The sequence below is a fragment of the Desulfuromonas soudanensis genome (assembly GCF_001278055.1).
In the GTDB taxonomy this organism is placed as follows: domain Bacteria; phylum Desulfobacterota; class Desulfuromonadia; order Desulfuromonadales; family WTL; genus Deferrimonas; species Deferrimonas soudanensis.
The window spans coordinates 1,229,558-1,251,541 of the sequence record NZ_CP010802.1; the positions used below are offsets into that span (position 1 = coordinate 1,229,558).

General features: G+C 62.5%; 19 protein-coding genes. 16 read left to right on the forward strand and 3 right to left on the reverse strand.

Features of this window, described 5'->3' with window-relative positions; genetic code table 11:
- Both amrS and DSOUD_RS05455 read left to right on the forward strand, forming a co-directional pair.
- A complete protein-coding gene (gene amrS, locus DSOUD_RS05450) occupies positions 1-1,023 on the forward strand; it encodes an AmmeMemoRadiSam system radical SAM enzyme (protein WP_053550050.1) in 1,023 nt (340 codons plus the stop codon).
- Between the two features lie 26 nt (positions 1,024-1,049).
- Positions 1,050-1,640: a nucleoside deaminase gene (locus DSOUD_RS05455; protein ID WP_053550051.1), complete on the forward strand. Its 591-nt coding sequence runs from the start codon at positions 1,050-1,052 to the stop codon at positions 1,638-1,640.
- Between the two features lie 18 nt (positions 1,641-1,658).
- Here the strand turns inward: DSOUD_RS05455 and DSOUD_RS05460 are convergent, their stop codons facing one another.
- Positions 1,659-2,999, reverse strand: a complete 1,341-nt coding sequence (locus DSOUD_RS05460) for a replication-associated recombination protein A (protein WP_053550052.1) — start codon at positions 2,997-2,999, stop codon at positions 1,659-1,661.
- A gap of 166 nt (positions 3,000-3,165) precedes the next feature.
- Between DSOUD_RS05460 and DSOUD_RS05465 the strand changes: the two genes are divergently transcribed.
- The 8 genes from DSOUD_RS05465 to DSOUD_RS05500 all read left to right on the forward strand — a co-directional run bounded on the left by DSOUD_RS05465 (position 3,166) and on the right by DSOUD_RS05500 (position 13,409).
- Entirely contained in the window at positions 3,166-4,020 is an 855-nt protein-coding gene (locus DSOUD_RS05465; RefSeq protein ID WP_053550053.1) for an NAD(+)/NADH kinase, read from the forward strand.
- A gap of 53 nt (positions 4,021-4,073) precedes the next feature.
- Positions 4,074-5,741: a DNA repair protein RecN gene (recN, locus tag DSOUD_RS05470; protein WP_053550054.1), complete on the forward strand. Its 1,668-nt coding sequence runs from the start codon at positions 4,074-4,076 to the stop codon at positions 5,739-5,741.
- A gap of 59 nt (positions 5,742-5,800) precedes the next feature.
- Positions 5,801-6,253 carry an N-acetyltransferase gene (locus tag DSOUD_RS05475; RefSeq protein ID WP_053550055.1) on the forward strand — a complete coding sequence of 151 codons (453 nt, stop codon included), beginning with the start codon at positions 5,801-5,803 and terminating at the stop codon, positions 6,251-6,253.
- 234 nt (positions 6,254-6,487) lie between these two features.
- On the forward strand, positions 6,488-7,357 hold the full coding sequence (locus DSOUD_RS05480; RefSeq protein ID WP_157671774.1) for a M23 family metallopeptidase: 870 nt from the start codon (positions 6,488-6,490) through the stop codon (positions 7,355-7,357).
- Between the two features lie 204 nt (positions 7,358-7,561).
- Entirely contained in the window at positions 7,562-10,252 is a 2,691-nt protein-coding gene (gene secA, locus DSOUD_RS05485; protein WP_053550056.1) for a preprotein translocase subunit SecA, read from the forward strand.
- A 37-nt stretch (positions 10,253-10,289) separates the two neighbouring features.
- Positions 10,290-11,489, forward strand: coding sequence for a bifunctional glutamate N-acetyltransferase/amino-acid acetyltransferase ArgJ (gene argJ, locus DSOUD_RS05490; RefSeq protein WP_232426506.1), 1,200 nt, complete (start codon positions 10,290-10,292; stop codon positions 11,487-11,489).
- Between the two features lie 70 nt (positions 11,490-11,559).
- Entirely contained in the window at positions 11,560-12,231 is a 672-nt protein-coding gene (gene deoC / locus DSOUD_RS05495; RefSeq protein WP_198300370.1) for a deoxyribose-phosphate aldolase, read from the forward strand.
- Positions 12,231-13,409 carry a phosphopentomutase gene (locus DSOUD_RS05500; protein WP_053550058.1) on the forward strand — a complete coding sequence of 393 codons (1,179 nt, stop codon included), beginning with the start codon at positions 12,231-12,233 and terminating at the stop codon, positions 13,407-13,409. The genes deoC and DSOUD_RS05500 overlap by 1 nt, the downstream gene beginning before the upstream one ends.
- Before the next feature lie 48 nt (positions 13,410-13,457).
- On the opposite strand, the gene DSOUD_RS05505 is transcribed toward DSOUD_RS05500, so the two are convergent.
- On the reverse strand, positions 13,458-14,243 hold the full coding sequence (locus tag DSOUD_RS05505) for a PilZ domain-containing protein (protein WP_053550059.1): 786 nt from the start codon (positions 14,241-14,243) through the stop codon (positions 13,458-13,460).
- A 171-nt stretch (positions 14,244-14,414) separates the two neighbouring features.
- Between DSOUD_RS05505 and DSOUD_RS05510 the strand changes: the two genes are divergently transcribed.
- Positions 14,415-14,798, forward strand: a complete 384-nt coding sequence (locus tag DSOUD_RS05510; RefSeq protein WP_082351087.1) for a DUF2914 domain-containing protein — start codon at positions 14,415-14,417, stop codon at positions 14,796-14,798.
- Between the two features lie 81 nt (positions 14,799-14,879).
- On the opposite strand, the gene DSOUD_RS05515 is transcribed toward DSOUD_RS05510, so the two are convergent.
- Positions 14,880-15,314, reverse strand: coding sequence for a Ros/MucR family transcriptional regulator (locus DSOUD_RS05515; protein WP_053550061.1), 435 nt, complete (start codon positions 15,312-15,314; stop codon positions 14,880-14,882).
- Between the two features lie 386 nt (positions 15,315-15,700).
- Between DSOUD_RS05515 and DSOUD_RS05520 the strand changes: the two genes are divergently transcribed.
- From DSOUD_RS05520 to DSOUD_RS05540, 5 genes are all read left to right on the forward strand, one after another.
- A complete protein-coding gene (locus tag DSOUD_RS05520; protein WP_053550062.1) occupies positions 15,701-16,741 on the forward strand; it encodes a deoxyguanosinetriphosphate triphosphohydrolase in 1,041 nt (346 codons plus the stop codon).
- Positions 16,742-16,875: 134 nt separating this feature from the next.
- Positions 16,876-17,313 carry a chemotaxis protein CheW gene (locus tag DSOUD_RS05525; protein ID WP_053550063.1) on the forward strand — a complete coding sequence of 146 codons (438 nt, stop codon included), beginning with the start codon at positions 16,876-16,878 and terminating at the stop codon, positions 17,311-17,313.
- Positions 17,306-17,725, forward strand: coding sequence for a chemotaxis protein CheW (locus tag DSOUD_RS05530; protein ID WP_053550064.1), 420 nt, complete (start codon positions 17,306-17,308; stop codon positions 17,723-17,725). Before DSOUD_RS05525 ends, DSOUD_RS05530 begins: the two co-directional genes overlap by 8 nt.
- Before the next feature lie 44 nt (positions 17,726-17,769).
- Positions 17,770-19,092, forward strand: a complete 1,323-nt coding sequence (locus DSOUD_RS05535; RefSeq protein ID WP_053550065.1) for a response regulator — start codon at positions 17,770-17,772, stop codon at positions 19,090-19,092.
- 153 nt (positions 19,093-19,245) lie between these two features.
- A complete protein-coding gene (locus DSOUD_RS05540) occupies positions 19,246-21,903 on the forward strand; it encodes a valine--tRNA ligase (protein ID WP_053550066.1) in 2,658 nt (885 codons plus the stop codon).
- Positions 21,904-21,984 lie beyond the last annotated feature (81 nt).

A 21,984-nucleotide genomic window follows, 5' to 3' on the forward strand; every position in this document is an offset into this window, starting at 1 on the left:
ATGCATCCAGCCATGTTCTGGGAGAGGGCCGAGGGAGGGAAGGTCCGCTGCGGTCTCTGCCGCTTTCGCTGCCTGATCGCCGAAGGGCAGAGGGGGGTCTGCGGCGTCCGGGAAAACCACGGCGGTTCCCTGGTGACCCTGGTGTACGGTCGAAGCATCGCCTCCCATGTCGATCCCATCGAAAAAAAGCCCCTCTTTCACTATCACCCCGGCTCCCTGAGTTATTCCGTCGCCACCGTCGGCTGCAACTTCCGCTGTCTCCACTGCCAGAATTACGAGATCTCCCAGTGGTCCCAGGTTCCGGGCCCGATCCCCGGAGAGGACCTCCCCCCCGCGGAGATCGTTCGCCGCGCCCTGGCCGCCGGCTGCCGCACCATCGCCTATACCTATACCGAACCGACGGTTTTCTACGAGTATGCCTACGATACGGCGATCCTCGCCCGGGAGGCCGGGCTCGGCAACGTCTTCGTCACCAACGGCTACACCACTCCCGAGGCCCTCGGCGGGATCGCCCCCTGGCTCGACGCGGCCAACGTCGATCTGAAAGGATTCTCGGAAAAGTTCTATCGCGAGGTGGTCGGGGCGACCCTTGCCGGTGTCCTCGATACGTTGAAGGTCTACAAGAGGCTCGGGATCTGGGTCGAAGTCACCACCCTTGTCATCCCCGGGCACAACGACGACGTCGCCGAACTCAAGGGGATCGCCGGGTTTATCGCCAATGAACTCGGGGCCGAAACGCCCTGGCACGTCAGCGCCTTCCATCCGACCTACAAGCTCCTCGACCTCCCGGCAACGCCTGCGGCCACCCTCCATCGCGCCCGCCAGATCGGCCTCGATGCCGGGCTCCATTATGTCTACGAGGGGAATATCCCCGGTTCCGGGGGGGAGAACACCTCCTGTCCCCGCTGCAAAAAGACGGTCATCGAACGCCAGGGGTTCCGGCTGAAGAGCCGCCATCTCCGCCAGGAGCTTTGCCTCTTCTGCGGAGGGAGGGTCGACGGCGTCGGCTTGTCCGAGGGCTGACGTTTGGGGGCCAGAAGGAGGAAACGATGCAATTTCCAGCGGTAACCCTCGCCCTCCCCGGATGGGTCGGGGAGTTTCTCGGCAAAACTCCGGCGATCTACCCGTCCGTCGAGGCGCGCATGGAACTGGTCATCGAACTGGCGTCGCGCAACGTGCGGCAGGGGACGGGGGGGCCTTTCGGTGCCGCCCTCTTCAACCTCAACGACCACTCCCTGCTCGCCCCGGGGGTCAATCTGGTTGTCGAAAGCAACTGCGCGGTGGCGCACGCCGAAATGATGGCGATCATGATCGGCCAGGCCGTCCTCGGCAGTTACGACCTGGGAAGGGAGGGGTTCCCCCCCTTTGAGCTGGTCACCAGCACCGAGCCCTGTGCCATGTGTTTCGGGGCCGTCCCCTGGTCCGGGGTGCGGAGCCTGGTGTGCGGGGCGCGCCTCGAGGACGCGGAGCAGGCCGGTTTTGACGAGGGGAGCAAGCCCGTGGACTGGGATCTCAGTCTCCGGCAACGGGGGATTGAGGTGGTGCGCGACGTCTGCCGCCGGGAAGCGGCGGCGGTCCTCTTCAGCTATGCGGCGGTCGGCGGGGTCCTCTACAACGGTCGGCGGGGGGGACCGCAGTGAGGCTCAGGCAGGGTAAATTCAGGTTCCCTTCTCCGGGTCCCCTCTTTCATCGGCACTTCGATGCCGCACCTCCTCCCAGTAGCGCATCCTCTCGCTGATCATCTTTTCGTACCCCCGCTGGCTGGGACGGTAAAAGCGCCGTCCCCGCAGCCTCTCGGGGAGATACTCCTGAGGGGTGAACCCGTCCCGGTCGTCGTGGGCGTAGCTGTACCCCCGGCCGTAGCCGAGGTCCTTCATCAGTGCCGTCGGGGCGTTGCGAATGTGGAGGGGGATCGGCAGCGCCCCGCTCCTGCGGACCTCGGAGAGGGCTTCGTTGATTCCGAGGTAGGCGGCGTTGCTCTTGGGGGCGGTGGCCAGGTAGGTCACCGCCTGCCCGAGATTGATGCGTCCTTCGGGCATGCCGACGAAGTGCACCGCCTGCTGGGCGGCGATGGCGAGCTGCAGAGCCCGGGGGTCGGCATTCCCCACATCCTCCGAGGCGAAGATTACCAGGCGCCGGGCGATGAAGAGCGGATCTTCGCCGGCCTCGATCATCCGGGCCAGGTAGTAGAGGGCGCCGTCCGGGTCCGAGCCGCGCATGCTCTTGATGAAGGCGGAGATGGTGTTGTAGTGCTCTTCGGCCCCCTTGTCGTAAAGAAGGGCCTTTTGCTGCAGCGCCTCCTGCATCGTCTCCAGGGTGATCCGCTTTCCGACGACCGTCGCCGCCGCCACCTCCAGGGTGTTGAGGGCCACCCGGGCGTCGCCGTGGGCCTGCCCGGCGAGAAAGGCGAGGGCGTCGTCGTCGGCCTCCAGTTGGAGGTCACCGAGGCCCCGGGGTTCAGCCAGAGCCCGGCGCAGCAGGACCTCGATCTCCGGGGGCTCCAGCGGATGGAGAACGAAAACCCGCGAGCGGGAGAGGAGGGCAGAGTTGACCTCGAAGGAGGGATTTTCCGTGGTGGCGCCGATGAGGATGATCTCCCCCCTTTCGACGGCGGGGAGGAAGGCGTCCTGCTGGGCCTTGTTGAAACGATGGATTTCGTCGACGAAGAGCAGGGTCGTGCGGCCGTGGTAGGCCTTCTCCTGCTTGGCCTCGGCCAGGAGTTCCCGCACCTCCTTGACTCCCTGCAGGACGGCGGAAAAGGCGGCGAAATTGCTGCGGGTCGAACGGGCAATGACCCTGGCGAGGGTTGTTTTCCCCGTTCCCGGCGGTCCCCAGAGGATGACCGAGCTCACCTGGTCGGATTCGATGAGCCGCCGCAGCAGCTTCCCCTCGCCGATGAGGTGGCGCTGGCCGACAACCTCGTCGAGAGTGCGGGGGCGCAGACGTTCAGCCAGCGGGGTCCCCTTGGCGTCGGGAAAATCCTGGTCGAAAAGTTTCATGGCTTTGATTCCCGGGGGAAGAAGGAAGGAGCGGGCGGACTGGCGGCGATTTTACCACGCTCCGCTCTTCCTCACAAGGCCTGTGGTCCGTAAGCCTTTGAAAGCGATGGACTTTGCCACGCCGGTATGATAGCTTCCGCAACGGGTGGACCCTGGAGGACTGGGCATGAAACGAGTAGGGCTCTATATCAAACGGACCAATCCCGATGCCGTCGAGGTGGCGCGGGAGGTTTCCCGCTGGCTGCAGCAGCGCGGCATCGAAGTCCTCCCCGAACAGTCCCTGGCGGACGCCCTGGGGGGGATCCAGGGGTATCCCGAGGGGGCCATTCCGGGGATGGTCAACATGATCATTGTCCTGGGGGGAGACGGCACCCTGATTTCAGTGGCCCGCAATGTCGGAGATCTGCGGACCCCGATTCTCGGGGTCAATCTCGGCAGCCTCGGTTTCCTGACCGAGGTCACCCTCGCCGAGCTCTATCAGGTCCTCGCCCAGGTGGTGCGGGGTCAATTCACCGTCACCAGCCGCATGATGCTCGACGCCGTGGTCCGCCGCGACGGAACGGAGGTCGGCCGTCATCGGGTCCTCAACGACGTCGTCATCAACAAGGGGGCCCTGGCGCGAATCATTGACATGGAAGCCTGGGTCGACGACTCCTATCTGACCACCTTCAAGGCCGACGGGCTGATCATCGCCACTCCCACCGGATCCACCGCCTACAATCTGGCCGCCGGCGGTCCGATCATCTACCCGGGCCTGCACTGTCTGGTGATCTCGCCGATCTGTCCCCACATGCTCACCAATCGGCCGATCATCGTCTCCGACAAGGCGGTCATCCGGGTCGAGGTGAAATTCCATGATGAGGATGTGGTCCTCACCGCCGACGGCCAGGTCGGGATGCCGCTCAAAGGGGGGGACGTGGTCGAGTTGCGCAAGTCGAAAAGCAGCACGCTTCTGATCAAGAGTCCCTCCAAGGATTATTTCGAGGTCCTCCGCACCAAGCTGCGCTGGGGAGAACGCTAGGCACTGGGGCGATTTGGCTGCATCTTTGATTCGACCTTTTTCGGGGAACGGGCATGCTCACGGATCTGAGTATCAAAAACTTTGCAATCATCGACCGCCTCCATGTCAATTTCGGACCGGGCTTCAATGTGCTGACGGGTGAAACCGGAGCCGGCAAGTCGATTATCATCGACGCCGTCGGCCTGCTGCTCGGCGACCGGGCACGGCCGGACCTGATCCGCACCGGGGAAGAGGAGGCGGTCGTCGAGGCGCTCTTCGATCTCTCGGCCCTCCCCGAGCTCCGGCAGGAATTGGTGGACGGGGGATTTGAAGGGGGGGATGAGCTTTTGGTCAAGCGGGTGATCGCCCGTTCCGGGAAAAACCGCATCTATCTGAACGGCTCCCTGGCCAGGCTCACCCAGCTCCAGTCCCTGACGGCCCGCCTGGTGACCATCTACGGTCAGCACGAACACCAGAGTCTGCAGCGAACCGACACCCACCTCTCCCTCCTTGACGATTTTGCCGTGCTCGGTTCCGAAGTTGACGCCTACCAGCGCCTTTATCGGGAAGTCCAGGAAATCGAAGGGCGCATCGCCCAGTTGTCCGCCGCCGAGCGGGACCGCCAGCAGCGCCTCGACCTTCTCTCCTATCAGGGGCAGGAAATCGCCGCGGCCAATCTGCGTCCCGGCGAGGAAGAGGAGCTGACGGCCGAGCGCCTGCTGCTGCAGAACGCAGGACGCCTTTCCCTCGCCACGGAGGAGGGGTACGATGTCCTCTACGGCGCCGAGGAGGCCGTGTGCGGTCGTCTCGACGCCGTCGCCTCCTCCCTTGAATCGCTCTCCACCGTCGCCCCCCTTCTCGGCACCCTGGCCGAAACCGTCCGCAATGCCCTTTTTTCTCTGGAGGATGTGGCGACCCAACTCCGCGATTACGCGGCTCGGCTCTTTTTCGACCCCGAGCGTCAGGGGGCTGTGGAGGGGCGCCTGGCACTCCTGGCCACCCTGAAACGCAAATATGCACCGACGGTAGAGGAAATTCTCGCGCTCCAGGAGAGAATCGACCTCGAGCTCGAGGACCTCTCCGACATGGAGGCCACAAGGGAGGCGGCGGGAAAGAAGTTGGCCGAGCTCAGGGGCCGGCTCCTCGACTGCGGCGGCGTCATTTCTTCGCGGCGACGGGAGGCGGGGTTACGCCTGGGAACGGCCGTCGCCGCCGAACTCAAAGATCTGGCGATGCCCAAGGCCCTCTTTCAGATGCATTTTTTCCCTCTCCCGGAACCGGGACCCCAGGGCCTCGAACGGGGCGAATTCTACCTGGCACCCAACCCCGGGGAAGAACCGAAGCCGTTGGCCTGGATCGCATCGGGGGGGGAATTGTCGCGCATCATGCTCGCCCTGCGCCGGGCGGCGCCGGACGGCGAAAGTCCCCCTTGTCTCGTTTTCGATGAGGTGGATGCCGGCATCGGCGGGATTGCGGCCACGGCTGTCGGCGAAAAACTGCACAAGGTGGCGCAGGAATTGCAGGTTTTGTGCGTCACCCACCTCCCCCAGGTGGCCGCCTATGCCGACAGTCATTATCGGGTCGAAAAGCGCGAGGAGGGGGGGCGAACCTTCACCGCCCTCTCCCGCCTTCGGGGGGACGAGCGGGTCCTGGAGATGGCCCGCATGCTCGGCGGCGCCCAGATCACCGAGCGTACCCTCGATCACGCCCGGGAGCTCATCGGTCTTTCAGGTCCCGGGTGATTCAACGCTTTGCTATCCTTTGCCGGTTCGCAGGGACCGCTTTTTTGGGGTAAAAAATCATGGTTCGCAGAGCGCGTATTCCCGATGCCAAGGCCATTCACAAGCTGCTGATCACCTATGCCAAGGACGGGATGATGCTCTCGCGGTCTCTTTCGGAGATCTATGAAGCCATCCGCGACTTTTACGTCTTCGAGGGACCGGACGGCACGGTGGTCGGTACGGTCTGTCTTCATATCTGCTGGGAAGATCTCGCCGAGGTGCGATCCCTGGCCGTGGCCGAAGAGTCGGGTGGCCGCGGGATCGGCCGGCAGCTGGTAGAAAAATGTCTGGAGGAGGCGCGGGATCTCGGTCTGAAGAGGGTCTTCGCCCTGACCTACAAACCGCTCTTTTTCCAGAAACTCGGATTCGGCGAGATCGAGAAGGCGGAGCTGCCGCACAAGATCTGGAGTGACTGTATCAAGTGCGCCAAGTTTCCCGAATGCGACGAGACTGCGGTGCGCATCGACTTTTAGTCCCCGTTATTTCGCGGCGCCCCGGGGCGAAAATACGTTCCGGCCGCCTCTGCCGGAGGTGTCTGGTGCGGGCGGATTGATTAAAAACTTGACAAAACCCTTGGTTTTCTTTTAAAAAGATCAACTGTCGGAGCCTTTTTCGGGCAAGGGCGGGGTCCCGGTCTGTTCGCTGTTCCGGTTTTCCCGACGACTTTTTTTGTAAGTTCTGCGGGTTTAATGAAACAGGAGGGCCTTTTGTCCGCCAAGAAGTTTACGATACTGATCATTCCCGAAGGATCGCATCGGGTTCGGCGCCTCAGCATCAAGCGCGGAGTCCTGCAGACGGTTCTCGGCACCCTGGTGGTCTGCGGCCTGGGGGTTCTCCTCCTGGTGGCCGACTACGTGCGTACCAACCTCGACAGCAATGAACTGCAGCGTCTCCAGGCGGAAAATCGCAGTCAGCAGAAGGATCTCTGGGTCCTCTCCGCCAGCCTTGAGGATCTGCGCAAGGAAATGGTCGTTCTGTCGCAGAACGATGCCAAGGTCCGGGTCATGGCCCAGCTTTCCAAGCCCCGCACCGACAGCCTGGCCGGCGTCGGAGGGCCTCCGGAAGAAGATATTCCGACGGAATTCACCGCCTTGCAGCAGCAGATCGACGAGATCCGCCAGGCCATCGATCTGCGGCGGGAAAGTCAGGAGGAAATCCAGGGTTTTCTCAACGACCAGCGCTCCCTTCTGGCCGCCAAACCGAAGGGATGGCCGGTCAAGGGTTGGCTGACCTCCAATTTCGGCATGCGCAACTCCCCCTTCACCGGGCGATTGAAGATGCATGAGGGGCTCGATATCGCCGCCCGCACCGGTACTCCCGTCTATGCCAGTGCCGACGGCATTGTCAGTCAGTCCGAGACGGCGCCGGGTTACGGCAAGTTGGTGGTCATCGATCACGGATACGGCTACAAGACGTACTATGCCCACAACTCGAAGATCTTCGTTAAGGTCGGGCAGCGGGTCAAGCGCGGCGATCAGGTCGCGGCCGTCGGCAACACCGGCAGTTCCACCGGGTCCCACCTTCACTACGAGGTGCGGCGAAACGGCGTCCCCCTCAATCCGCATAAATACATCTAGGAATCCCCGCTTCCCTTGGTAAAAAAGCCCCGGTTCTCCGGGGCTTTTTGCGTTTTTGCGCCCCGGCTGCCACACCTCTTTGTCCTTGTCGGTGCGGTCGGGTTGTGTTAAGATTCCATGCTTTTAGCGGGTCTTTTCAGAGGTTGCCGACGTTGGCCGGCGGCCAGATTTTCCCTGGACGAATAACCACACGGAGCCTTTTGCATGATCGGTTCACTGATAAGAAAAATCGTCGGAAGCAAGAATGAGCGCGAACTCAAACGGATGCAACCGGTGGTCGAGAGGATCAATGCCCTCGAAGCCTCCATCGTTCCCCTCTCCGACCAGGCCCTGGCCGGGAAAACGGCAGAATTTCGCCAGCGCTTGGCCCAAGGCGAAACCTTGGACGATCTCCTCCCCGAGGCTTTTGCCGTGGTGCGAGAGGCGGGCAAACGCGTCCTGGGGATGCGCCATTTCGATGTGCAGTTGATCGGCGGCATGGTCCTGCATTCGGGGAAGATCGCCGAAATGAGAACAGGGGAAGGGAAGACGCTGGTTGCAACCCTTCCATGCTACCTGAACGCCCTCACCGGTCGCGGGGTGCATGTGGTCACCGTCAACGACTACCTCGCCCGCCGCGATTCGGAATGGATGGGCAAGCTCCACAAATTTCTCGGACTGACCGTGGACTGCATCGTCCACGGGCTGACCGATGCCCAGCGCAAGGTCGCCTATGGCTGCGACATCACCTATGGCACCAACAACGAGTTCGGCTTCGACTACCTTCGCGACAACATGAAGTTCGCTCTGCAGGACTACGTCCAGCGCGATCTTCATTTCGCCATCGTCGACGAGGTCGACTCGATTCTCATCGACGAGGCGCGTACGCCGCTGATCATCTCCGGTCCCAGCGAGTCTTCGAGCGAGCTGTACTACGACGTCAACCGGATCATTCCCCTCCTCAAGAAGGGGGAGCTCATCGAGCACCGCGACGGCAAGATCGGCCCCTCGACCAAGGAATACAGCGGCGACTACACCGTCGACGAAAAGGCCAAGAGCGCCGCTCTGACAGAGGAAGGGGTGACCAAGGTCGAAAAACTCCTCTCCATCGACAACCTCTACGAGCCCCGCCACATCGAAGTCCTGCACCATGTCAATCAGGCCCTCAAGGCCCACGCCCTGTTCAAGCGCGATGTCGACTATGTGGTAAAGGACGGCGAGGTGATGATCGTCGACGAGTTCACCGGCCGCCTGATGCCCGGGCGGCGCTGGAGCGACGGTCTGCATCAGGCCGTCGAAGCCAAGGAGGGGGTCAAGATCGAGAGCGAAAACCAGACCCTGGCGACCATCACCTTCCAGAACTATTTCCGCCTCTACGACAAGCTGGGGGGGATGACCGGAACCGCCGACACCGAGGCCGCCGAGTTCAGCGAAATCTACAAGCTCGAGGTGGCTGTCATCCCCACCAACAGTCCGATGATCCGCAAGGATCAGTCCGACGTGATCTACAAGACGGAAAAGGAAAAGTTCCGCGCCGTCGCCGAGGATATCGTCGTCCGGTATCAGAGCGGTCAGCCGGTTCTGGTCGGAACCATTTCCATCGAAAAATCAGAGGAGATCTCCGAACTGCTACGAAAGCGGGGGATACCGCACCACGTCCTCAACGCCAAGCAGCACGAGCGGGAAGCCGAGATCGTCGCTCAGGCCGGAAGCCGCGGAGCGATCACCATCGCCACCAACATGGCCGGACGCGGAACCGACATCGTTCTCGGCGGCAACCCGGAGATGATGGCCCGCAAGGAGGCCGCAGGGAGCGAGGACCCCGAGGCCGCTTATCCGGCCCTCCTGGAGAAGTACCGCGTCCAATGTGCCGCCGACAGGGCCGTGGTTCTCGAGAAGGGGGGGCTCTACATCCTCGGCACCGAGCGCCATGAATCGCGGCGGATCGACAATCAGTTGCGCGGTCGCGCCGGTCGCCAGGGGGACCCCGGGGAAAGCCACTTCTACCTCTGTCTCGAAGACGACCTGCTGCGCATCTTCGGCTCCCACCGGGTGGCCTATGTGATGGATAAGCTCAAAATTCCCGAGGACGAGCCGATCGAGCACGGGATCATCTCCCGGGCCATTGAAAATGCTCAGAAGAAAGTCGAGGGGCACAACTTCGAGATCCGCAAGCATCTCATCGAATACGACGACGTCATGAACAAGCAGCGCGAGGTGATCTACACCCAGCGCAAGGAGGTTCTGGGGGGAGAAAATCTCAAGGGGACCATCGAGGGGATTACCGGCGAGATGGTGGACGACATGGTCGCCACCTTCTGTCCCGAGAAGACCCCGGCACCCGACTGGAACTGGGAGAGCCTCTTCGAGGACTTTTTCGGCCAGTTTTACCTCAAGCCGGCCTTCCCCGAGCCGTCGACCCCCGGATTGAATCAGGACCGGCTCGCCGAGGGGCTCAAGGCGCAGGTGCTGGAACGGCTGGCGGAAAAGGAGGCCGAATTTACCCCGCCGGTCATGGAGCACCTGATGAAGGTGCTGCTCCTGCAGACCATCGACGGTCAGTGGAAGGATCACCTCCTCTCCATCGATCACCTCAAGGAGGGGATCGGCCTCCGCGGTTACGCGCAGAAGAATCCCAAGGAAGAATACAAGAGGGAAGCCTACGGTCTCTTCATGGAGATGATGGGACGGATCCGCCAGGAGGTGGTGCAGAAGCTCTTCCGCATCCAGCTGGCCCGGGAAGATGACGTCGAGCGCATGGAGGCGGAGCAGCGGCGCCGTCGGGTGGTCCTCAACCGGGTCGGAGGTGAGGATCAGGGGCACAAGCCGGTGACCCGCGAGGAGGACAAGGTCGGGCGCAACGACCCCTGCCCCTGCGGCAGCGGCAACAAATACAAGAAGTGCTGCGGCCGCTGATCGGCCCGACGGCCATTTGCCCAGGGAGTGTCAATTCATGGATCAGGGGATGATCAAAGGGGTGCAGGGTTTTCGCTTCGCCACCCGTCCGGCGGGGATCCGCAAGGCCGGCCGGACCGATCTGGCATTGATTTTTTCCGAAGTCCCGGCCCTCTGTGCCGGGGTGTTCACCACCAACAAGGTGGTGGCGGCGCCGGTGACCCTCACCGCTCCCCGCATCCGCCGGGGAGAGTGCCAGGCGATTCTGGTCAACAGCGGCAACGCCAACGCCTGTACCGGAGAGCCGGGGCTGCAGAACGCCCGACGCTGCGGTGATCTTGCGGCCCGGGCCCTCGGAATAGACCCGGAGCTGGTGGCGGTCTCCTCGACGGGGGTCATCGGCGCTCCGCTGCCGATGGACCGCTTCGAGGAGCATGTGCCCCTTCTGGCCGCCGACCTGGCGGCCGACGGGGCGATGGCCGTGGCCGAGGCGATCATGACCACCGACTCCTTCCCCAAGGTGTCGGCGGCGCAGGGGGAGGCGGGGGGACGCCCCTACACCATTCTCGGGGTGGCCAAGGGGGCGGGGATGATTCATCCCAACATGGCGACGATGCTCGCCTTTGTGCTCACCGATGCCGCCGTGGAGCCAGCTCTCCTCGATCAGGCGCTGCGGCAGGGGGTCGATCTCTCCTTCAACAGCATTACCGTCGACCGCGACACCTCCACCAACGACATGGTTCTGGTGCTGGCCAACGGGCTGGCCGCCAACCCGGTCATTTGCCGCGGCACTCCGGAAGGGGAGGCCTTCGCCGCCGAATTGAACGCCATCCTCCTCGATCTGGCCAAAATGATCGTTCGCGACGGCGAGGGGGCGACCAAACTCGTGGAAATCCGTGTCCGGGGAGCGGTTAGCTACGGCGAGGCTCGGCAGGCCGCCTGCAGCGTCGCCACCTCCAACCTGGTGAAGACCGCCTTTTTCGGCGAGGACGCCAACTGGGGGCGGATCATCGCCGCCGTCGGCTACTCCGGGGCCGAGGTCGACCCGGAGAAGATCGACATCCTTTTCGGCGACGTGCAGGTGGTGAGGAACGGCCTGACCACCGGCAAGGAACTCGAAGAGCGGGCGACGGCGATCCTCAAAACCCCCGAATTCACCGTCACCGTCGATCTTCATCTCGGCGACGGCGCAGCCTCCTACTACACCTCGGACCTGACCTACGACTACGTCAAAATCAACGCCGCCTATCGAACTTGAATCCGGCCGGGAGCGTCAGGGCTCCCCCGAGCCCTGACGCCTCTCCCGCCGATTTTCGGACTCTGCGATCATGGATTCTCCCGCCCGCTTCATCGACCACACCCTGCTCAAGGCCGAGACCACTTCCGCCCAGATCCGTCTCCTCTGCGAGGAGGCGGTGGAGTACGGTTTTGCCTCGGTGTGCCTTCCGCCGTCCTTTGTCCCCCTCGCCGCCGATCTGCTCTACGGCTCTTCCGTGGCCGTCGGCACCGTAGTCGGATTCCCCCTGGGGTACTCGGCCGCCGCCGTCAAGGTTTTTGAGACCGCCGAGGCGGTCCGGGCCGGCGCCGGTGAAATCGACATGGTGATCGCGCTCGGCGCCGCCCGGGAAGGGCGCCTCTCGGCCGTGGAGGAGGAGATCCGTCAGCTGGTGGCGGCGGCCGCCGGAGCCAGGGTCAAGGTGATTCTCGAGTGCTGTTATCTCGACGACCCCCTCAAGGCGGCGCTCACCGAAATAGTCGTTGCCGCCGGGGCCGCTTATGTCAAGACCTCCACCGGGTTCGGTCCGGCCGGGGCCACTCTGGCCGACGTGCGCCTGCTGGCTTCCACAGCCGGGGGACGGATCGGCGTCAAGGCGGCCGGCGGCATCCGGGACCTGGGGTCTTTTCGGGAGATGCGGGAGGCCGGTGCCACCCGGATCGGCACCAGCGCCGGAGTGGCGATCGTCGATCAATGGCTGCAATGGCGGCGGGGAGAATCCTGATGGCCGGGGTCAGGCGGCGGGTGCTGCTGATCACCCTGGACGGCTGCGGCGTCGGCGCCGCTCCGGATGCCGATCTCTACGGGGACCGGGGGGCCAATACCCTGCTGCACGTCGCCGAGGCGTGTGGAGGGGTGAACCTCCCCAACCTGCAGTGCCTCGGCCTCGGCAACATCCTCCCCCTGCCGGGCGTGGCGCCGGTGAGCGCTCCGGCGGCGGCCTTCGGGCGCATGGAGGAGCGCTCCTTCGGTAAGGACACGACCACCGGCCACTGGGAGATCGCCGGAATCCTGCAGGAAGAGCCGCTTCCCACCTACCCCGAAGGGTACCCGGCGGAGATCATCGACGCCTTTTGCCGCGAGACGGGTCTTGACCCCCTCGGCAACGTGGCGGCCAGCGGCACCGAGATCCTCCGTCTCCTGGGGGAAGAGCATCTGGCGACCGGGCGTCCCATCGTCTATACCAGCGCCGATTCGGTCTTCCAGATCGCCGCCCACGAAGAGGTCATCGCCGTCGAGCGCCTCTACGAAATCTGCCGCATTGCCCGTTCCATCCTGAACCCCTACCGGGTGGGGCGGGTGATTGCCCGCCCCTTTGTCGGGACCTCGCCCGCCGATTTCAAAAGAACCTCCCGCCGTCACGATTTTTCCCTTCCTCCGACGGGAGAAACGGTCCTCGACCGTCTCGTCGCAGCCGGGCTCTCCGTCTACGGCGTCGGGAAAATCAGCGATATCTTTGCCGGGCGGGGGGTGAGCGAAGGTGTCTACAGCAAAAGCAACGCCGACGGGATGAAGAAGACCCTCGCCGCCCTTGCAAGAGTGGAAGAGGGGCTGGTCTTTACCAATCTCGTCGACTTCGACATGGAGTACGGACACCGTCTCGATCCCCTCGGATTCGGCCGGGCTCTCGAGGAATTCGACTCCTGGCTCCCCACCCTGTTTGAGGCGCTCCTCCCTTCGGATCTGCTGCTGATCACCGCCGACCATGGCTGCGATCCGACCACCGCCGGAACCGATCACAGCCGGGAATACGTTCCGCTCCTGGCCTGGTGGCCCGGCTGCTCCGGCGGCGTCGACCTGGGGGTGCGCAGGAGCTTTGCCGATGTGGCCGCAACCGTCGGTGAGGTGTTCGGTGTCGGAACGGGTCTGTCGGGAGATGGTTTTCTCAACGATCTGCATTGAAGATTGGGGGAGGGAGCCGTTTCGGCCGGGGGGAATGGTTCGTGACTTTTATAACCTTTGCGCTTTTTTGTCGCCGTGGAGTCGCAGGGTGATTTCCCCCCCGCGGCTGTGAATCTCCTCCCGGGTCAGATCCCCGGTTGTGGACGGCCGCTCCGAGAGTTCGCCGAGGAGACGCTCCTCGATGAACGCCTCAAGTGTCCGGGTCGTTTCCGCATCGAGTCCGGTAAACTCGATGCCGACGCCCTGGAGATAATTGTTTTCCTGGACGGGATGAACGCAATAGAGGATCCTGCCGGTCAACTCCAGCTCCCTTTTCATCCCCGTCAGAGGAAAAACCACACTCAGGTTGGCTCCCGGTTCGAGGCGATAGCCGGTTTTGATAAAGAGTCCCTCGGTACTCAGACTCAGGATTTCCGTGAGATGGCTGGCCTCGTCCCGGCAGAGGATTCCCGGGAGCTTGAGAGCCAGGCGCAAATGCCGGCGGGGATACTTCTCCATGTGCTTCTGGATCAGTTTGAAGAGGGCGAAGATGTCGATCGGGACGGCGAGCGTTTCATGGGGGGTTGGGAAGGGGCCCGCAACTCCCTCTTCGCCGAGGATGATGAGAGGGAGGACGGCGTCCTTCATCCGGGCGGCGACAGCTTCACCGAGGTCCGGGGCCCGGTCGAGGATCCCGGCGCCGAGAATGAGAAGGTCGGGAGAGCTCTCCTTGAGAAAGGCGAGAATCTGCTCCGGACGGGTCGACACCAGAAGCCGGTATCCCCAGTGGCGGAGAATGATCTCGATGGTGGAGAGGAGCTTTTCCCGGGAGTCGCCGATGATCAGACGTTTCATTTGTTTTCTCGAAGAGGGCAGGGGGGGAGGGGAGGCGCCGTTGGCGGGGGCCCGGCGCCCTGAATATTGGTGACCGTTCGTCAATCCTTGTTATGATAGCATGCGGAATGGAGATGTGCTATATCTTGAACGTGTGAGTTTATTAACCGCTCTTGAAAGGAGAAATTTGCAATGAGACGTTTGATTGTGCTGTTGTCGTCCCTGATGGTGCTGCTGAGCATTCCGGTCCTGGCGGCCGCCGTCGAGGTTGTCGAGGGGGTTGTCGCCACTCAGGTGGCGGACCGGGCGCCGGTGGGTGTGGCCGAAACCTTTACCCCGGATGTGGGCAGGCTCTATTGCTTCACCCGGATTGCCGGCGCCGCCGACAGCCAGATCACTCATGTCTGGCTGAAGGACGGCCAGGAAATGGCCCGCGTCGAGCTGACGGTGCGGTCGAATGACTGGCGTACCTGGTCCTCCAAGGCCATCATGCCCGAATGGACCGGCGCCTGGCAGGTGGATGTTCTCGCCGGGGACGGGACCCTGTTGAAGTCGTTGCCCTTCACCGTTCAGTAGTTCGAGCCGAACGTCGTTCAACATAAAAAGGCGTCCCCTTCGGGCGCCTTTTTATGTTGAACGGGCGGTCCTGTGCGGCTGTTACTTCTTCTTTGCCTTGCCTCGTGCGGCGCGCGCCTTGGCGAGGTTTTCGCCGAGACCCCGGTCGACGGCCATCTGGCGACGGCTCTCCGAGTAGGCACGGGCGGCCAGCGGCTGGGTGCGGGGGATGTCGAACTGCTTGCGGTACTCGCCCGGTTTCATGTCGTGGGCGGTTTTGAGGTGGCGGGCGAGGGTCTTCATTTCCTTGCTGCAGATCATGCAGGTGATCTTGTCCTTGCCGAAGGCCTTCTTGCGGGTCATGGTCGGCGCTGCTGCCTGCTCCATGCTTTCAGCGCCAAGGGCCTCGCCTTTTTCCAGCGCCGAAAGGGCCTTGTGGACTTCAACCAGTTCGGCGACCAGCTCTTCTTTGCTGAGGGCGGTGGTCGAAGCGTGGGCAGCTACTATTTCCGCTGCCATTTCAAGAATCGTTGCCATTTTAGTTCCTCCTTTTTTTATTGTGATTGCGCCAGGATGACCAATACACCTCAGTTAATACTATGAAAACTGTAAAAATCAAGTTTTAATTTTTTTGCCGACAAGATTGGCCGCTATTTTTTAACAAAACGACCAGAGTGACACGGGAATGACTCGACGTGTGGAGTGAGGTGCACGTTGCTGTCCGAGTTCCCTCGGCTAGAATTTTTCGAGGTCTCCCCTCTTTGAAGTTCCTTTTACATCCGGGACATCGGGCCGATTTTTTTTAGCCCTGCCGGGGGCGATTCATGTTTGGGAAAACGGGAAAAATGATAAATGTTGCAAGGAGCAGGGAGGTACGGTATGAATGATTTCAGTTTCCATTTCCTTCAAGGAAAGACTCTCTTTTGAATATTCGCATTCTTCTCGAAAAGCGTGAACGTGATACATTGTCCGCCTATGCCTGTCGCAGCGAACAAAGTGCCGGGCGACGGGTGGAGGAAGAACCCTGCAGTGTGAGAACCTCCTTTCAGCACGACCGGGACCGCATTCTTCATTGCAAGTCGTTTCGCCGACTGAAATATAAGACCCAGGTGTTTCTCTCGCCCGAGGGGGATCACTACCGGACCCGACTGACCCATACCCTCGAGGTCTCGCAGATCGCCCGGACGGTGGCCCGCGCCCTGGCCCTCAACGAGGACCTCACCGAAGCCATCGCCCTCGGGCACGATCTCGGCCACACCCCCTTCGGACATGCGGGGGAACGGGTCCTCGACCTCCTTGTTCCCGGCGGTTTCCGCCATGTCCGCCAGAGCCTGCGGGTTGTCGATGTCCTGGAGAAGGAGGGCGCGGGGCTCAACCTTACGGCCGAGGTCAGGGACGGGATCCTCAGGCATTCCAAGGGGCGCGGCCCTCTGCTCGGCGGGCCGGCGGGTTCGCTGGCCGCAACCCTCGAAGGGCAGATCGTCCGGCTGGCCGACGTCATTGCTTACGTGAATCACGATCTCGATGACGCCATGCGTGCCGCTCTGGTCCTCCCCGGAGAGGTTCCCGCCTGGATCGTCGCAACCCTTGGCGTCTCCCATTCCCGCCGGATCAACACCATGGTCAGGGATATGATCCAGTGGTCCCTGGCGGCGGACGGCAGCGCGGTGGGACTCTCTCCGGCGGTGGTCGAGGCCTTGTCCGCCCTGCGCGACTGGCTCTTCGAGCACGTTTACCAGGCCCGGACCGTTCACGAGGATTTCGTCAAGGGTTCACGCATCCTTCGTGAACTCTTCGGCTATTTTGTCGAGAATCCGGATCGCCTCGAAATCCACGGCGGCCATCGCCTCGCCGGAGACATTCCCGAAGTTTCCGTGGCCGATTTCATCGCCGGAATGACTGATCGTTTCGCCATTAATCTCTATCATCAGATCTTTCTCCCCCGGCCGTGGAAGGCTCTTTGAATATCCATAACCCCTTGAATTTCCCAGTCAAAAAACTTGACTCTGCCGGGGCGGTGTGTTAGTTTTTATGGCGTTTTACGTCTGTTCCGATCGGTATGGCCGGCGGGATGTCTTCCCGTCGGAGTCGAGGCAACATGGGTCTGGTGGCGATGAAACTGGTCTTTCGCATAGCCGGGGTCGGCTTTTCCCTGCCTCTGGAAAATCTGATCGAGGTCCGCGAAGGGATGGACGGGGTCGGCAAGATCCCTCCCTCCGCATCTGACCGTCTCGAACTCCGCGGCGATTTTATCCCCCTCCGGGATTTGCGCCGTCGCCTGGCTCTCCCTGATTTTTCCGCCGCTCGGGGAAACCTCAAAGCCCTCATCCTCGCCGGTTCCGACGGTCCCTGGGGGATTCTGGTGGACCGAGTCGAAGGAATTTTCTCTCTTGCCGAATTCAAGCCGAAGCCGTTGCCGCTGGCCTTCGGAGGGATCGAATCGAGACCCTATGACCGGCTCGAGCTGTGGCGTGACGAACCGCTGGTGGTTTGCGATGTCCTGAGGCTCGAAACCGGATGGGGGGACGATGATTGACAAGGTTGCCCTGCTGGTTCTGGCGGGGAAGGTCTTCGCTCTCCCGGTGACAGGGATCGAGCACATCCTCGACGGCCCCCGGACGTTCCTTTTGCCCCTCATGCCCGAGGGGTACAGCGGTGTTTTCCTCTACCGGGACGAGGTCACCCCGATCCTCAACCTGAGCCGGGTTCTCGGCATCTCCGGGACAGCGGAAGAGGATGTGCCGCCGCTGACAGTCCTTTATGGATGCGACTCCGGGCTGGTCGGGCTCCCCGTCGATACGGTCCTGCGTGTCGTCGACCGCGCAAAAGGGAGCGAGGAAAGGGGTGCCGAAGGAGAAGATCAGGGGGGACCGCGTCATTTCGTCTATGAAGGAACGCGGTATCCTCTGTTGGATATAGAAGCCCAGGTGGCATCTTTGCCCCGATAGAACCAATCCGGCGCCCTCCCCAGCAGGGAACCAAGGAGGCTTGAATGAGCAAAAAACTGTTGTTGGCCGACGACAGTATTACGATCCAGAAAGTGATTGGCATCACCTTTGCCAACGAAGACTATGAACTGACCGTGGTGGATAACGGCGACGCCGCTCTGGAAAAGGCCCGTATCTTGCGGCCGGATCTGATTCTCGCCGATGTTTTCATGCCGGGGAAAAACGGTTATGAACTCTGCGCGGCGATCCGCCAGGATCCGGGTCTCAGCCATGTCCCGGTCCTGTTGCTGACCGGTACTTTCGAGCCCTTCGACGAAGGGAAGGCCCGTCAGGCCGGAGCCACCGACTGGATTTCCAAACCCTTCGAGTCCCAGGGACTCATCGACCGGGTGGAGAAATTGCTGGCGGCAACCGTTGCGCCGGCGGCTGCTGCAGTCGTTTCTCCGAGTGCGTCCGTCCCTCCCGCGGCTCCTGCGGCCGAAGTCGAAGAGGAGGTCTGGGACGATTTTGCCGAACCGGAGGAATTTTCCTTCGAAGAGGTCGCCGCGGCCCCCGCCGAGGACCTGGAAACGGATGTGGAGTGGGCCACGGGATTCGAACCCGCTGCAGATGCGGCGGCCGCCGCCGAAGAGGACCCCTGGGGGAGCGTTTCCTTCGGCGAGGAGGATCTTCCTTCCCAGGAGGGCTCCGTCCCTCCTTCGGCGTCGGAGGATCTCTGGGCTGCCCCTAGCGAACCCGTTGCCGGAAAGGACGCCGTCGAGGAGGAGGAATCCTTCGTTTTTGAAGAGGAGGAAGAGACCTTCTCCTTTGCCGATGTGGCTCCATCTGCCCCCGCTCCGGCCGCCGAATGGGACGAAGAGGATGAAGTCCTCGCTCTCGGCGATAACGACATTCTGGAAGTCGAAGATCTGGAGACAACAGACACCGACTTTATTTTTGATGAGGAAGAAGAGCTTCTCGGGACCCCCGCCGCTCTCGGCGGCGCGCCCGTTTCCGAGCAGAAAGTGACCCGGGCCGCCGAAGAGGAATTTGTCTTCGGCGACGAGGAGCCCGAATGGGGCGGTGCTGCCGATTTCGGCGCAGAAGCCGCACCGGAAGTCGTCACCCCTCCGAGGCCGGCCCCGGCACCGCCGGTGGCAAGCGTCCCCCCCGCCGCTTCGGTCCCCCCGGAGGCGGCCGTGGAACGGCAGGTTCGGGAGATGAGCGAAGAGGAGCTCTCGCGCATTATCGAAAGGATCGCCGGCACGGTCATCAAGCGCCTGGCCGAGTCGATCCTCCAGCAGGTGGCCTGGGAAGTGGTCCCCGATCTGGCGGAAAACCTGATCAAGGACGAATTGCGGCGGATCAGGTCGGACGTCCAGGGATAGCCTTCTTTACGGCCGACTCCGGCCGCGCACACCGGACAGCATAGGCGAAAAATTATGGGGAAATGGGGATTGCAATAATCCCCATTTCCCTTTTTCCGCCCTCCGCAGAGAAGCGGCGGCCGGCATGGGATCTTACGGGAAGGATCGACACAGATGGAAGTGAAACTCTCCACGGGGTATGAGTCTCAAGAGGTGGAAGCCAAGTGGTATGGGGTTTGGGAGGAGGCCGGCTATTTTCACGCCGACGAGAATTCTTCAAAACCCCATTACTCGATCGTCATTCCGCCGCCGAACGTCACCGGCGTTCTGCACATGGGGCATGCCCTCAACAACACCCTGCAGGACATCCTGGTCCGCTACAAGCGCATGACCGGTCATGAGGTCCTGTGGATGCCCGGCACCGACCATGCCGGGATCGCCACCCAGAACGTCGTCGAAAAGCAGCTCGCCGCCGAAGGGAAGGATCGCCACCATCTGGGGCGCGACGCCTTCGTCGAACGGGTCTGGCAGTGGCGCAGCGATTCCGGGGGGCAGATCATCAACCAGCTCAAGCGTCTCGGCGCCTCCTGCGACTGGGAGCGGGAGCGCTTCACCATGGACGAGGGTCTCTCCAAGGCGGTGCGCGAAGTCTTCGTCCGTCTCTACGAGGAGGGGCTGATCTACCGCGACAACCGGCTCATCAACTGGTGTCCCCGCTGCCACACCGCCCTCTCCGACCTCGAGGTCGAGCACGAGGAGAAGAAGGGTCACCTCTGGCACCTGCGCTATCCGGTCAAGGGGAGCGACCGTTTCCTCACCGTCGCCACCACCCGTCCGGAAACGATGCTCGGCGACAGCGCCGTGGCCGTCCACCCCGAAGACGAGCGCTACAGCGATCTCATCGGCAAGAGCGTCATCCTCCCCCTCCTCGACCGGGAAATCCCCATTATCGCCGACGAATATGTCGACCGGGCCTTCGGGACCGGCGTGGTCAAGATCACCCCGGCCCACGACTTCAACGACTTCGAAATCGGCAAACGCCACAACCTCGAGTTCATCAACGTCCTCGACCCCTCGGGAAACATCAACGAAAACGGCGGTCCCTACGTCGGCCTCGAGCGTTACGCCGCCCGCAAGGCGGTGGTGGCCGACCTCGAAGCCCGGGGTCTTCTCGAGAAGATCGAGGAGCACGGCAACGCCGTCGGCGAATGTTACCGCTGCAGGACGGTGATCGAGCCGTACATGAGCCTGCAGTGGTACGTCAACGTCAAGCCGATGGCCGCCGAGGCGATCAAGGCGGTGGAGACCGGTCGCACCCGCATCGTCCCCGCCCAGTGGGAGAAGACCTACTACGAGTGGATGTACAACATCCGCGACTGGTGCATCAGCCGGCAGATCTGGTGGGGGCATCGTATCCCCGCCTGGTACTGCGACGCCTGCGGCGAGATCACCGTTTCGCGGGAGGACGCCACCGAATGCGCCCACTGCGGCAGCGAGGCGTTGCGCCAGGAGACCGACGTTCTCGACACCTGGTTTTCCTCGGCTCTCTGGCCCTTTTCGACCATGGGCTGGCCCGACGACACGGTGACGCTGAAGAAGTTCTATCCGACCTCCTGCCTGGTGACCGGTTTCGACATCCTCTTTTTCTGGGTGGCGCGGATGATGATGATGGGGCTCAAGTTCATGGACGAGGTCCCCTTCAAGGAAGTCTACATCCACGCCCTGGTGCGCGACGCCCAGGGGCAGAAGATGAGCAAGAGCAAGGGGAACGTCATCGATCCCCTCACCGTCATCGAGGAATTCGGCACCGACGCCTTTCGCTTCACCCTCGCCGCCTTCGCCGCCCAGGGGCGCGACATCCGCCTCTCCACCGAGCGCATCGCCGGCTATCGCAATTTTGCCAACAAGCTCTGGAACGCCAGCCGCTTCGCCATGATGAACCTGGAAGGGTTCGATCCGGCCGGGATCGACCTCCGGCGCCTCGATCTCTCCCTGGCCGACCGCTGGATTCTCAACCGCCTCGACGAGGCGATTGCCGGGGTGAAGGGCGCCCTCGAGGAGTACCGGTTCAACGACGCCGCCTCCGTCCTCTACACCTTCACCTGGCACGAGTTCTGCGACTGGTACATCGAACTCTCCAAAAACGATCTCTACGGCGACGACCCCGCCGTCGGGGCGCGGGCCAGGGCCGTTCTCTACACCGTTCTCGAACAGCTCTTGCGCCTTCTCCACCCGATCATGCCCTTTATCACCGAAGAGATCTGGCAGGCTCTCCCCGGAACGCGCCCCTGTGCTTCGATCATGCAGGCCGACTACCCCGCCGTCTCGGCCCTTGCCGGAGCGGCCGAGGGGGCGCAGCAGATGGAGCTGATCATGGAGGTGATTCGCGCCATCCGCAACATCCGCGGCGAGATGGACGTCTCCCCCGCCCGGCAGATTGCCGCCGTGCTCGACTGCCGCAGCGAGGGGTCCCTGGCCATCCTGCAGAGCGGCGAGCGCTACGTGCGGGCCCTGGCCAAGGTCGGCGAGCTGCGCTGCGGCGTCGGCGTCGACCGCCCCGAAGAGGCCGCCACCCAGGTGGCCGGCGATGTGGAGATCCTCCTGCCGCTGGCCGGGTTGATCGACGTCGCAGAAGAAGAGAAGCGACTGGAGAAGGAGATCGCCAAGGTCGAAAAGGACGTGGCGATGTTCACAAAGAAGCTCGGCAACGAGGCCTTTGTCGCCAAGGCGCCTCCCGAGGTCCTCGAAAAAGATCGCGGCAAGCTCGCCGATGCCCGGGAAAAACTTAAGATTCTCGAGGAGAGTCTGAAAAAGATCCGGGCACTCAAATAGGCGGCAATTTTTTTAAAGCAGCATCGGTCCCTGAGGCCATTGGAACGACAAAAGGCATCCCCTCGGGGATGCCTTTTGTTA